Source organism: Aquiflexum gelatinilyticum (genome assembly GCF_024741135.1).
GTDB lineage: Bacteria > Bacteroidota > Bacteroidia > Cytophagales > Cyclobacteriaceae > Cognataquiflexum > Cognataquiflexum gelatinilyticum.
Map to the genome: position 1 here is coordinate 63,449 of NZ_JANSUY010000025.1, position 12,766 is coordinate 76,214.

At 38.8% G+C, this 12,766-nt stretch carries 14 protein-coding genes; 6 read left to right on the forward strand and 8 right to left on the reverse strand.

Features of this window, described 5'->3' with window-relative positions; all coding sequences use genetic code 11:
* Nucleotides 1–30 precede the first annotated feature (30 nt).
* Entirely contained in the window at nucleotides 31–459 is a 429-nt protein-coding gene (locus NU887_RS19585) for an FKBP-type peptidyl-prolyl cis-trans isomerase (RefSeq protein ID WP_258425085.1), read from the forward strand.
* Between the two features lie 59 nt (nucleotides 460–518).
* Here NU887_RS19585 and NU887_RS19590 read toward each other — a convergent pair whose 3' ends face one another.
* The 4 genes from NU887_RS19590 to rsfS form a co-directional block, all read right to left on the reverse strand.
* Nucleotides 519–1,349, reverse strand: a complete 831-nt coding sequence (locus NU887_RS19590; protein WP_258425086.1) for a hypothetical protein — start codon at nucleotides 1,347–1,349, stop codon at nucleotides 519–521.
* Nucleotides 1,346–2,107, reverse strand: a complete 762-nt coding sequence (locus NU887_RS19595) for a UDP-2,3-diacylglucosamine diphosphatase (protein WP_258425087.1) — start codon at nucleotides 2,105–2,107, stop codon at nucleotides 1,346–1,348. Before NU887_RS19595 ends, NU887_RS19590 begins: the two co-directional genes overlap by 4 nt.
* An 83-nt stretch (nucleotides 2,108–2,190) precedes the next feature.
* The gene (gene ftsH / locus NU887_RS19600) at nucleotides 2,191–4,248 is read right to left on the reverse strand and encodes an ATP-dependent zinc metalloprotease FtsH (protein ID WP_258425088.1); all 2,058 of its coding nucleotides are present in this window, start codon (nucleotides 4,246–4,248) and stop codon (nucleotides 2,191–2,193) included.
* A 60-nt stretch (nucleotides 4,249–4,308) separates the two neighbouring features.
* A complete protein-coding gene (rsfS, locus tag NU887_RS19605; protein WP_258425124.1) occupies nucleotides 4,309–4,656 on the reverse strand; it encodes a ribosome silencing factor in 348 nt (115 codons plus the stop codon).
* Between the two features lie 90 nt (nucleotides 4,657–4,746).
* Here rsfS and NU887_RS19610 point away from each other — a divergent pair, with 90 nt between their 5' ends.
* The gene (locus NU887_RS19610; protein WP_258425089.1) at nucleotides 4,747–5,502 is read left to right on the forward strand and encodes a biotin--[acetyl-CoA-carboxylase] ligase; all 756 of its coding nucleotides are present in this window, start codon (nucleotides 4,747–4,749) and stop codon (nucleotides 5,500–5,502) included.
* A gap of 79 nt (nucleotides 5,503–5,581) precedes the next feature.
* A complete protein-coding gene (gene ahcY, locus NU887_RS19615; protein ID WP_258425090.1) occupies nucleotides 5,582–6,901 on the forward strand; it encodes an adenosylhomocysteinase in 1,320 nt (439 codons plus the stop codon).
* Between the two features lie 99 nt (nucleotides 6,902–7,000).
* Here ahcY and NU887_RS19620 read toward each other — a convergent pair whose 3' ends face one another.
* Nucleotides 7,001–7,816 carry a hypothetical protein gene (locus NU887_RS19620; protein WP_258425091.1) on the reverse strand — a complete coding sequence of 272 codons (816 nt, stop codon included), beginning with the start codon at nucleotides 7,814–7,816 and terminating at the stop codon, nucleotides 7,001–7,003.
* A 129-nt stretch (nucleotides 7,817–7,945) separates the two neighbouring features.
* On the opposite strand from NU887_RS19620, the gene NU887_RS19625 reads away from it, so the two are divergent.
* Nucleotides 7,946–8,818 (forward strand): SDR family oxidoreductase, encoded by an 873-nt coding sequence (locus NU887_RS19625; protein WP_258425092.1) that lies wholly within the window; start codon nucleotides 7,946–7,948, stop codon nucleotides 8,816–8,818.
* Between the two features lie 100 nt (nucleotides 8,819–8,918).
* On the opposite strand, the gene NU887_RS19630 is transcribed toward NU887_RS19625, so the two are convergent.
* The 3 genes from NU887_RS19630 to NU887_RS19640 all read right to left on the reverse strand — a co-directional run bounded on the left by NU887_RS19630 (nucleotide 8,919) and on the right by NU887_RS19640 (nucleotide 10,960).
* Nucleotides 8,919–9,443 (reverse strand): hypothetical protein, encoded by a 525-nt coding sequence (locus NU887_RS19630; protein WP_258425093.1) that lies wholly within the window; start codon nucleotides 9,441–9,443, stop codon nucleotides 8,919–8,921.
* A 78-nt stretch (nucleotides 9,444–9,521) separates the two neighbouring features.
* Nucleotides 9,522–10,475, reverse strand: coding sequence for a sodium-dependent bicarbonate transport family permease (locus NU887_RS19635; RefSeq protein WP_258425094.1), 954 nt, complete (start codon nucleotides 10,473–10,475; stop codon nucleotides 9,522–9,524).
* Nucleotides 10,472–10,960 carry a hypothetical protein gene (locus tag NU887_RS19640; RefSeq protein WP_258425095.1) on the reverse strand — a complete coding sequence of 163 codons (489 nt, stop codon included), beginning with the start codon at nucleotides 10,958–10,960 and terminating at the stop codon, nucleotides 10,472–10,474. Before NU887_RS19640 ends, NU887_RS19635 begins: the two co-directional genes overlap by 4 nt.
* A gap of 96 nt (nucleotides 10,961–11,056) precedes the next feature.
* Here NU887_RS19640 and NU887_RS19645 point away from each other — a divergent pair, with 96 nt between their 5' ends.
* Both NU887_RS19645 and NU887_RS19650 read left to right on the forward strand, forming a co-directional pair.
* Nucleotides 11,057–11,971, forward strand: coding sequence for a LysR family transcriptional regulator (locus NU887_RS19645; RefSeq protein ID WP_258425096.1), 915 nt, complete (start codon nucleotides 11,057–11,059; stop codon nucleotides 11,969–11,971).
* Between the two features lie 209 nt (nucleotides 11,972–12,180).
* Nucleotides 12,181–12,561, forward strand: a complete 381-nt coding sequence (locus tag NU887_RS19650) for an HYC_CC_PP family protein (protein ID WP_258425097.1) — start codon at nucleotides 12,181–12,183, stop codon at nucleotides 12,559–12,561.
* Nucleotides 12,562–12,766: the final 205 nt, after the last annotated feature.

Genomic DNA, 12,766 nt, shown 5'->3' on the forward strand with positions numbered 1-12,766 from the left:
TTGGTCATTGTATTTAAAAAAAGAGATATTATGTCAGTTGCAACTAAAGGAAACGCTGTAAAAGTACATTACACAGGAAGACTTACAGACGGAACCGTATTTGATTCTTCGTCCAACAGAGAGCCTTTGGGCTTTGTACTTGGAGATGGAAATATGATTAAAGGATTTGATGCCGCCGTAAATGGAATGGCAATCGGAGAGATGAAAAGCGTCACAATTCCTTCTTTAGAGGCATATGGCGAGAAAAGAGAGGATATGATGATTGACATCCCTATGGATCAGGTTCCTGCAGATATCAAGCCTGAAATCGGAATGGAACTTTCCCTACAGAATCAAGCAGGTCAGCCTGTCCCCGTTAAAGTTGTCCATGTAGACGAAGAAAAAATTGTTTTGGATGCCAACCATCCTTTGGCAGGTGAAGACCTGATTTTTGATATTACTTTAGTGGAAATCGGATAATTCCAACATGAAATATTTAAAAAGGGAAGCTTAAGATTTTTGTCTTTTGCTTCCCTTTTTTATTGGCCTTTCAATGGGGTATTTTTCCTTTGATAAATCCTGATTTGAGTGTTGTCAAACAAAAGGATAATTTGTTGATTTAAAAGGACTCCAGATGGTTTGAAATCATCTGAGAGTAAAAAAGTATCTTTTTTTTCAGACTGAAAGTCCATCGAAATCACTTTTTCATTTTCAATGAACACAGTTTTGTTTTTCCAAAACCCAAAATTTCGGGAAGGATTGGCCTGTATCTTTTTTATCAGATTTCCTTGATTGTCGAGGATAAAAATCCCTTCACCTTTGATATGGATAAAGAGGAGATTTTGGTATTCCCTCATCTCAGTGATGTCGAGAGAAGACCTGTCAAGAATCAGATTTAAAGGCTGTTGCTGTACAACCTGATTTCTCATGTAATCAAATTGCTTGAGAGAAAGGTCCGCTTCATCATATACCCATATGATATTATTGTTCCCGAGTGTAGCGGCTTTGGCAAGGGTAATAAGATTTAATGGGATTCTATTATCTGCAACAGGATTAATAAACCTGTCCAAAATCCTGTATTCTTGAAGATCAATAGAAAAAGTGAAAATATTAATGGTCCACCCTGCTTCCAACTGACTGATTCTGCCTTGTCGGTGGGGTGAAAAATTATTGATTACTTTTCCTGATTTGTTGAATTGATACAGGTTTCCTTCAAGGTCTGTGACAAAAATGAAACCCTGGTTATCCATGGAAACTTTGTCCATTCTTGGCAGGTTGATCTCTTCAAAATCACCCCATTCAGATTCTTGTGAAAAAGCCATCTGACAAACAGCCAAAAGAAAGGTGGATATGAACAGCAGATTTTTCAAACTGTGTGCTTTTTTATTTGAAATTCCTTTCCATCAAATACACCATACGTATAATGATTTACCCATTCACCGAGATTATAATATCGGGATTTGTTGTTTACAGGCAAATCTAAGGGAAGATGCCTGTGACCAAAAACATAATAATCAAAATGCTTGCTTTGTGCTACTTGTTTGCAATAAGCCCAAAGCCATTCATCATCTCCCTTAAACTCATTCTCGTTTTTGGCGACATTGGTAATTCTACTCTTGCTTGACCATTGGTTTGCGATCCTGACACCAATATCGGGATGCAACCACCTAAACGCCCATTGACATGCGGGGCTGGTAAAGAACTTCTTCAATACTTTATAGGAATTGTCACCCGGTCCAAGCCCATCTCCGTGTCCTACAAGAAAAGATTTGTTTTCGACGGTCAGTTCAATAGGATGGTGAAAAACTGGAATTCCCAATTCCTTGGTAAAATAATCTTTCATCCAAAGATCGTGGTTGCCTGTAAAAAAGAAAATCGGGATATTTTTATCACGGAGGTCAGCAATTTTTCCTAAAAATCTGATAAATCCTTTTGGAATTACTTCTTTGTACTCAAACCAAAAATCAAAAATATCACCCACCAAAAAAATCGCGGCCGCTTCATCCTGGATTTCATTGAGCCATTGAATTATTCTATTTTCACGGGCTTTGCTGCTTTTGGCATCAGGTGCACCCAAATGGAAATCCGATGCAAAAAAGATCTTTTTTTCGTGAAGTTTTAAATTCATAGAATTTTGACAATGCGGTAAAGGTAACAGGAAAATAAAAAAGCCTCCAAATCGGAGGCTTCTTATTGGGATATTATTTTGTCTTAATCCTCACTTTCTTCCACTTTCAGAGGCTCTTTGGTGTCACCGTGATCGGCTTTTCCGTTACCGTTTTCCTCTACTTTTGCGATGATTGTGTCTTTTTTATCTGCTTTTTTTGTATAAGCCTCGTAGGTAGTTTCTTTGGCAAAAGGTCTTTTTCCGATAAGATTTTCAAGGTCGGATTGGAAAAGTATTTCTTTTTCGAGCAGCTCCTTAGCCAATGTTTCTAGCTCCTCTTTCTTTCCGCGAAGCAAAGTCTTTGTTCTTTCATAAGCAGATGCTACAAGCTTCCTTACTTCTTCATCAATTGTTTCGGCGGTTGTTTCAGAATAAGGTTTTGTCATTCTATAATCAGCGGATTTGCTGTCATAGAAGGAAACGTTTCCGATTTTGTCATTCATACCATAAACAGAGACCATGGAATAGGCCATCTTTGTTACCCTTTCCAAATCGCTCAAGGCACCTGTAGAGATTTTGCTGAAAATGATTTCTTCAGCTGCCCTTCCTCCCAGAGTCATACACATTTCATCCAAAAGTTGCTCAGTCTGATATAGGAATTGTTCCTTTGGAAGGTATTGTGCATAACCCAATGCTGCTATTCCCCTTGGGACAATGCTGACTTTGACCAATGGATCTGCATGTTCCAAAAACCATCCCGCAACAGCGTGACCTGCTTCGTGGTAAGCAACAATTTTCTTTTCTTCCGGAGAAATAATCTTGTTTTTCTTTTCAAGACCACCTATTACCCTGTCAATAGCATCTTGGAAGTCCTGCATATCAACTGCTGTTTTGCTTCTTCTTGCAGCAATAAGTGCAGCCTCATTACATACGTTTGCGATTTCAGCTCCGGCAAACCCCGGGGTCTGCGCAGCAAGTTTCTTGGGATCGATGTCATCACCGGTTTTTATCGGACCAAGATGGACTTTAAATATAGCCTCTCTACCCACAATATCTGGTTTGTCAATACTGATCTGTCTGTCAAATCTTCCAGGTCTCAACAATGCACTGTCCAAAACGTCAGGCCTGTTGGTCGCAGCTAGGACGATTACGCCAGAGTCCGTACCAAAACCATCCATTTCAACCAAGAGTGAATTTAGGGTGTTTTCTCTTTCGTCATTGGATCCCGGCATTTGGCCTTTTCCTCTCGATCTACCTATGGCATCGATTTCATCTATGAAGATAATACAAGGTGCTTTTTCTTTGGCTTGCTTAAACAAATCCCTAACCCTTGCAGCACCTACACCTACAAACATCTCCACAAAGTCAGAACCTGACAAGGTAAAGAATGGAACTCCTGCTTCACCTGCAACAGCTTTGGCCAACAAAGTCTTACCTGTTCCCGGAGGTCCTACCAACAATGCACCCTTTGGAATTTTACCGCCTAGTTTGGTGAATTTTCCTGGGTTTTTAAGGAATTCTACGATTTCTTGGATTTCTTCTTTGGCCTCATCCAATCCTGCTACATTGTCAAAAGTAATTTTGACTTTGTTTTCCGCATCGAAAAGTTGGGCTTTTGATTTTCCCACATTAAATATTTGTCCGCCCGGACCACTTGGTCCTGACATCCTTCTCATCATGATCCAAAAGAACACAAAAAGGATGATCAAAAAGCCGAAGCTACCAAACCAATTGGACCAGCTTTCTTCATTTTTCACATTATATCCGATGCGCTGGGATTCAGGTACCTTACTTTCCAATTCTTCAAAATCCTTTTCGAATTTTTCTGCACTTGCAACCTCTATGGAATAATGGGGACCTGTTGGATTAAAGAAAGGACTATTTGCCTCAAGCTCGCTTTTGTATTTTTCATTTTGAAGTGCGGCCTCTTTCAAGGTCACATCGATTCTGTTTTGGTTTCTGATGATCATAACCTTGGCCACGTCATTGGCGAGGTAAATGTCTTCAAACCTACTTTTCGTAATATTGATTACGGTATTTCTCTGGTTGAACCAGGTAATTCCAACCAGAACAATCACAGCCGTAATGATCAGCCAAAGCTGAAAATTAGGCTTTTCGGGTGTTTTGGGCATGAAATTTTTACTCTTCTTGTTATCAGCCATTATTTTTTATTTCAAACTTTTTTTAAAAACGATTCTAGCTCCTTAAAGTTTAACCTGACTTTAAGATTCAATTTTTTTGATTTTTGCATCTCCCCACAATTCCTCCAAACCATAAAACTCTCTTTGTTCTTTGAGAAAAATATGAGCCACTACATTGACATAATCCATCAATATCCACTGATTGTTTTGCCTGCCCTCATTTCTCCATGGTTTTTCTTTGAAATTTTGGGTAACTTCTTCTACCGAGTCGGAAATTGCTTCGATTTGAGTGTCAGAGTTTCCTGAGCAGATAACAAAAAAATCAGTGAAAGCATTCTTTACACCTCTTAAATCCATCACTACAATATTGGAAGCTTTTTTCTCCTGCATTCCTTTTACGATAATTTTGCTCAGCTCCTCTGCTGTCATCATTTATTTACAGTAATTTTACAACTTAAATTTACAATAGATGGAGAGCAAACAAATTTCTTCATTGCTTTCCAAATAAGCTAATTTGAGATGTATAAAATCCTTGCCAATACGGTATTTCTTGGTAAAGATATCATTTACCTGACAGAGTGTCACTCAACTAATGATGAAGCGCTTGAAAGACTACGCAGGCGGGAAATAACTGAAGGCAGCATCATATTTACTGACAACCAAACCAGGGGTAGAGGCCAAAGGGGCAACGTTTGGCTTTCTCAAGCAGGAATGAACATCACTTTTTCGCTTTTGTTGAAGCCTAATTTTCTGATTCCGTCCGAACAATTTTACCTCAATATGATTATCAGCTTGGCTGTTGTCGAATTGTTTTTGGAGTATCCTGATGACATTAAAATCAAATGGCCAAATGATATCCTCCATCGGAGTGATGGTAAAATTGGCGGAATCCTGATTGAAAACATTATCAACCAAAAAGGAATTGAATATTCGGTGATTGGAATTGGACTCAATATCAACCAAACCGTTTTTGAAATCCCCAAAGTAACATCTCTCAGGTTACTCACAGGAAAGGATCATGAAAGGTGGGAATTGCTGCAGATACTTGTTGCCAATATTGAAAGGAGGTACATGACCTTGAAAAAAAAAGAATTTAAAAAGATCAAGGCCGATTACCTGGCACATTTATACAGATTTGAGGAATGGGCCATGTTTGACGATGGAGAAATTTTTGAAGGAAGAATCAAAGGGATCGATGAAAACGGCAAACTCAATATCCAAAAAAGAGACGGAAGAGACTGTTTTTATGGAATGAAAGAAGTCGCCTTCTTGTAACAGGCAAATTTTATTTTGGGTACAAAAATCCTAACTTTGCATTTTCAAATTGAAATTCAATTAATTAAATCATACAACTATGTCTGAAATTAAATCAGAAAAATTTGTCCAATACAAGGTGAAAGACATTTCCCTTGCAGCGTGGGGAAGAAAAGAAATTAAATTGGCGGAAGCTGAAATGCCGGGTTTGATGGCAATAAGAGAAGAATATGGACCATCACAGCCTTTGAAAGGTGCAAGAATCGCAGGCTGTCTCCACATGACCATTCAGACTGCTGTTTTGATAGAGACTTTGACGGCTTTGGGTGCTGAGGTAACCTGGTCATCCTGCAATATTTTTTCCACACAGGATCATGCCGCTGCAGCGATTGCAGCAGCAGGAATTTCTGTATATGCCTGGAAAGGAATGACAGCTGAGGAATTTGACTGGTGCATTGAGCAGACGATATTCTTCGGAGAAGACAGAAACCCATTGAACATGATCTTGGATGACGGAGGAGACCTTACCAATATGGTCTTGGACAACTATCCTGAATTGGTAGCAGGCATCAAGGGACTTTCTGAAGAGACCACCACAGGTGTTCATAGACTTTATGAAAGGATGAAAAACGGCACGCTTCCTATGCCGGCGATCAATGTCAATGATTCAGTTACCAAGTCAAAATTTGACAACAAATATGGTTGCAAGGAATCTTTGGTAGATGCTATCAGAAGGGCAACAGACATTATGATGGCAGGAAAAGTCGCTGTAGTGGCAGGTTACGGAGATGTTGGAAAAGGTTCAGCAGCTTCATTGAAAGGTGCAGGAGCCAGAGTAATCGTTACCGAAATCGACCCTATCTGTGCCTTGCAGGCTGCAATGGACGGTTTTGCTGTGAAGAAAATGGCAGATGCTGTAAAAGAGGCTGATATCGTAGTCACTGCTACAGGCAATAAGGATATCATCACCAAAGAGCATTTCCTTTCAATGAAAGACAAAGCCATCGTTTGTAACATCGGCCATTTTGACAACGAAATCGATATGGCTTGGTTGAATAAAAACTATGGTCATACCAAAGATGTCATTAAACCACAGGTGGATCTTTACACAGTGGAAGGAAAAGAGATCATCGTTCTTGCCGAAGGAAGGTTGGTGAATCTTGGCTGTGCCACAGGCCATCCGTCTTTTGTAATGTCCAATTCATTCAGCAATCAGACTCTTGCGCAACTCGAGTTATGGTTGAATACCGATCAATACGAGCCCGGAGTTTATGTATTGCCAAAGCATCTGGACGAAAAAGTTGCAGCTTTGCACTTATCCAAATTGGGCGTTGAGTTGGATACACTTTCTAAAGATCAGGCTGAATATATTGGAGTGACCCCTGAAGGTCCGTTCAAACCAGAATATTACAGATACTAAGAATCTGAATAAATTTTATGAAATAGCCTTCAGGAGAGATCCTGAAGGCTTTTTCTTTGGCTTCAGTAAAATTGCTTCCTCCAATTTAAAAAAAGGTACTTATTCTGTAAGTCTGAAAACCATCAAGCGACCATCCTCTAAAGTTATCGTGGCACTCGAATTACATGGATCAACTAAACTGTAAACCAATCTGTGGTTTGTAGCTTGGGTTTCATTTCTAAAAATCTCCCAATTTTCCGACCCTTGTCCAGGCAATAAAAGTCCACTGTTTATACAATTGATTTTATAATTCTTGGCTACTGTTTGATTCATTTTGATGGGCCTTCCTGCAATATTTCTTCCTTCAATCGCACCGCTGCTTGAAAATTCTGTTAATAATCCGTTCGTTAAAACCAATTGATGGGTATAATCTCCATCTATTTTTGAGGAAGAGTTATTCTTATTTATGATTAATAAATTCTGAAATGATTCAGCCCTTCGGTTGGGATTAAGTAAAATGTTTGCACGCTTAAATTCCCTGTAGCCTTCGATTTTTATTCCGCGAACTGAATAGTTTTCATATTCCAACCTCACTACTGATTCCAAAATGGAATTGGAAATATATTGAAGATGGATTTTCCCCAATCTTGGAACATAAAGGTTGTTGACACATTCTTTCTTTACGGAAAAATCCAAGGTTACTTTTTTTAAATTTTCATCAATGCTGACATCAGGACAGCCGGGTATTGCAAGACTTTCAGCAAAACGGAAATAGTCGATGGTCTGAAAAGGAAAAAAAAGGGATTCTTCAAGGGAAAATGAAATATTGAAAATTTCATTTCCTTCAAACTGTAAATCCGTGCTGATGTCCTTTTCAATATCCCCAAAACAGGAACCTAAAACCAAAAGCAATAAAAAAAAGACAGATTTCTTCATTGAATAATTTTCTTTAGACAAAGCTAATCCCTTTGTTTTGTTTATAAAATGATAAATGGAAGATCGGTGCAGCTCTTTTTTTTAGAGGTTCTATTCCCTATCTTCAACGGTAATTAATCCCAAAATAATATGTCATACACAGATGGAATGCTTAGAGATGGTGCTTTAAAGGGAAAAACCATTCTTGTCACCGGAGGTGGTACAGGTCTTGGAAAGTCTATGGGCCTTTATTTTTTGAAACTTGGAGCCAACCTAATTATTACAAGCAGAAAATTGGATGTTCTCCAAAATACCGCCAAAGAAATGGAAGCAGCTACCAGCGGAAAAGTCCTGCCTCTTGCCTGCGATGTGAGAGAAATCGATCAGGTCGAAAAAATGTGGGCTGACGCTGTTGCCCATTTTGGAAGAGTGGATGTCGTGCTCAACAATGCTGCGGGCAATTTCATCAGTCCAACGGAAAGACTTTCGAGCAATGCTTTCAATACAGTATTGGATATAGTGCTAAAGGGGACATCCAACGTAACCTTGACTGCAGGAAAATATTGGATCAAAGAAAAACAGCCGGGAACATTTTTGAACATAGTAACTACCTATGCTTGGACAGGATCGGGATATGTGGTCCCAAGTGCTGCCGCAAAAGCCGGTGTTTTGGCGATGACAAGGTCACTTGCTGTAGAGTGGGCAAAATATAAAATCAGGTCAAATGCCATTGCACCGGGGCCTTTTCCTACTGAAGGGGCATGGAGCAGACTGCTTCCCGGAGACTTGGTAAAGAAATTTGATCCAGCAAAAAAAGTCCCTGTTGGAAGAGTAGGGGACCATCAGGAGTTGGCAAACATCGCTGCTTACTTGGTTTCGGATTTCTCTTCCTATGTCAACGGGGAAGTAATCACCATAGATGGTGGCGAATGGCTGATGGGTGCAGGAGAATTCAATAACTTAGACGCCATCCCCCAAGAGCTTTGGGATATGATGGAAGCCTCAAGAGGAAAAAAAGCATGAGCCCCAAAGTAATTTGGGGCTATCTGAAAGCAAAATGGAAAATCAGGAATTTGTAAAAGAAAAGGACATCCAAATCAGGATGTCCTTTTGTATTTTAAATCTATTTGTCTTCTCTGAAGACTGGTGCTTTTTTGAAAGGCAGCAACATCGAATTGTCCCAACTTGCTAAAACTTTGTTGACATTCCCGTCATCAAGTGAAGTAGTCTCTATAATATACCATCGGGTATTTTTTTCTGCTCCCACTACAATGATATGACTTTCCGTAATGACTTTACCACCTGGAACTTTCGAAACCGTCGTTACCGGCACGATGGCATGGGTCTCTTCACCGGTTTCGGTTAATTGGATGTGGGGCTTGCTTTTGAATTCCTGCAAAACAAATCCTTTTTTCCGTTGTGTGTCATGAATCAACTCAAGAGCCTTGATGACATTCTCCGGACCACCTGCTTTTTCTACCACATCGGGATAAGTGAAGTTCAGCAAAGTCTGGTAATCGTCACACATTTTGGCAGAATAGTAAGCTTTTGCCGCTTCCTGAATATCAAATTCAACCTGAGCAATACTTTTGAAACTGAAAAAAAGGCATAGTGCCAATACGCTACTGTATTTGATTGACTTTCTCATGAGATAGATAAACTTTGGGTGATGGGCGAATATATCGAAAACTAAGAAATACCCAAACATCTATTTCATTTTTTTATTTTACATGCTTGCCACCATATAATATAAAGGAAATCCTATGGTTATATTGAATGGGAAAGTTACAGCCAAGGCCATTGGGAGAAAAATTCCCGGATTGGCTTTTGGAACAGCGATTTTCATGGCTGCAGGGACTGCAATATAGGAGGCTGAGGCAGCCAAAATGGCAAACATAAACCTGTCGCCTACATTGGAAGTGATGAATCCACTCAGAAAAGCTACCATGCAACCATTAAAAAGAGGGACCAAAACAGCAAAAGCTGCTGTGAATTTTCCCGATTCAAAAAAGTCTTTCAGTTTTTTGCCGCTTGTAATTCCCATATCCAAAAGGAATATTGCCAAGAATCCTTTAAAAATATCTGTAGTGAAAGGTTTGATTCCTTCAGCTTCTTTTTCGCTTGCCAAAAATCCAATCACAAGACTTCCCAAAATGAGTAAAACAGAACCGTTGGTAAAGGAATGGCTGACTACGTTCCGCATTTTCGTGGCATTGGTTTCACCGAAGGATTTTACCAAAAGTACCCCTATTATGATTGCAGGAGCCTCCATCAAAGCCATGATTGCGACCATATGACCACTGAAGGCCTGCTGCTGGATCTCGAGAAACGAAACCGCTGTTACAAAAGTCACTGCCGAAACAGAACCGTAAGCTGCTGCAATTGCACCGGAGTTTTCGATACTCAGTTTCCTTTTCAGGATAAAGAAAGTATACAGAGGGATCAGACTCGCTGCTGTTATCCCAAAAAACACAGCCCAAATTATTCCCAAATTGAATTCAGAATGGGCCAGTTCTTGTCCGCCTTTAAATCCTATGGCAAACAATAAATATAGTGATATGAATTTGGAGGAGTTTTGAGGTATTTCTAAATCACTTTTGACCTTGACGGCAATGATACCCAAAACAAAAAACAACAAAGCGGGATTTGTAAAATTGTCAATCAATAATTGAAAGTTCATAGTTGCTGAAAGTCCATTTGGATGTCAAATTGAATTGATTTTCTTTTGTCAATTTGGGAAAGTAGACCTTGGATTGAAATTTTATTTTCAATGATAATGGCAGATAACCTCGGGTGTCGTAAAAAGAGATTGACTTGATGCTTCATGTGAATCAGTGCAAGTGAAGCGACTTTATTTGGTTCCTGTATGATGTCACAATAATTTTCTTTGTACAATTCTGACAAAAATTGATGTGAAATTGAATTATAGGTAACTTCCTCATTCACAATTGACCTAAGTAGGGGTGAGTTTATGTCATGGACATGAAAGATTTCTGTGATATCCTCTTGAAGAAGTAGGTGGATCAGAGAATCAGCATAAGCCTTATTGTGGAAGTCAAAAACAGAACCCAATGCTGTCATGAAAAATGATTCATTTCCAAACCGATTTCGCAAATAAACCTCTCCATGGATCAAGGGGCAAAGCAAGAAGAGTTTTTTCGACATTTTTCTTTTTTAAATAATTGAAACCTTTGACAAAAATCTTGAGTATATATCATATATTATTATTTATATTTATAATAAAATACATTAAATATATTTATGCATTATACGCTCCACCAATTACAGGTTTTTCTTAAGGTTTCTCAGACTGAAAGCATCACAAAAGCTGCTGAGGAACTACATCTTACGCAGCCGGCGGTATCGATACAGCTGAAAAATTTTCAAGACCAATTTGAAATTCCTTTGACAGAAGTAGTTGGGAGGAAACTTTATGTGACAGATTTTGGTAAGGAAATAGCCATCGCAGCGGAGCGGATAGTTGATCAAGTATATGCCATTAATTACAAGACCATGGCCTTTAAAGGCCAACTAACTGGGAGATTGAAAATCTCGGTGGTGTCGACTGGGAAATATGTCATGCCTTACTTTCTCGGTGATTTTATTCGAAAAAATCCAGGAATTGAACTCAAACTTGATGTCACCAACAAAGCCATGGTGGTCAACAGTTTGGATGAAAATGAAATAGATTTTGCTCTTGTTTCCATTTTGCCTGAAGCTTTGCAAATTGAAACTGTAGAATTGATGGAAAACAAACTGCTTTTGGTGGCTGGAAGGGACTTTGAGATTCCTGGTTCTGTTTCCGGTAAGCAGATTTTTGAACACATTACATTGATATACAGAGAAGTAGGATCGGGAACACGGCTGACGATGGAGCGTTATCTGAGAAATAACAACATCCCCGTTACCAAAAAACTGGAGCTTACCTCAAATGAAGCTGTGAAGCAAGCAGTAATTGCCGGTTTAGGATGCTCTATCATGCCACTCATCGGGATTAAGAACGAACTTAAAAACGGCGATATAAAGATCATCCCGGTTGATGGACTTCCGATCGTAACAAACTGGAATCTGATTTATCTCAAAAACAAAAAATTCTCCCCTGTTGCCGAATCTTATCTTGAGTATATCAAAGAAGAGAAAAACAGGATTATGAAAGAGAATTTTGATTGGATTTGATTTTCAAGGAGTATGAATTGCTTACCTCAATAAGTAAAAAGTATTAAATATTGGTTACTCCAATAAGCAAAATAGGATAGACTTAAATTTCGATTTTCTTAAGGATAGCACATAAAAACGCTTAACTGCTACCGGTTTATTAATACTTTCAAAAATTTTATAACTTTAAAACGCAAAACCTGATTACCTTTGAATCGTAAATCTCTCTTGTGAAGCAATTTATCAAAATAGCGCTCCCTGTTTTCTATGTGTTTTTCAACGCAGGGTTGAGTTATTCCATGCATTTTTGTGGAGATGATTTTCAGTTGATCAATCTTTATGGGGATTCCAAAACCTGTTGTGAATCAGAGGAATCAATGCCGGGATGCTGTGATGATGTCTCAAACCTTGAGTTACCCAATTCAGATCAACAGCTAACAGAAATCATATATTTTCAGCCTCTTGGGTTTGATTTTGTTTTACCCACTTTTCAATTTGAATTGCCCGAAAGAGTAATTGGCATTTCTGAGAAAACAGCTTTTTCTGATTCCTCACCACCAATATTACAGCATACTCCAATTTATATTTTTTGTCAGGTATTCCTGATATGATTTTTTCTCTCTTAAGAGAAGTGAATCCCACAATGGGACATAGTGAACTGCATTTCTATTTTACATCCATTTAGCTTACAAAAATTGTAAGATAAAAGTCCGGCCTGGCCTAATTGCATTTCACCAATCATTTGTCTTTAATTTCCAAATCAAGGTTCAATTGTAGGAGCCTAATATCTACCAATATCAAATATCTATTTATATC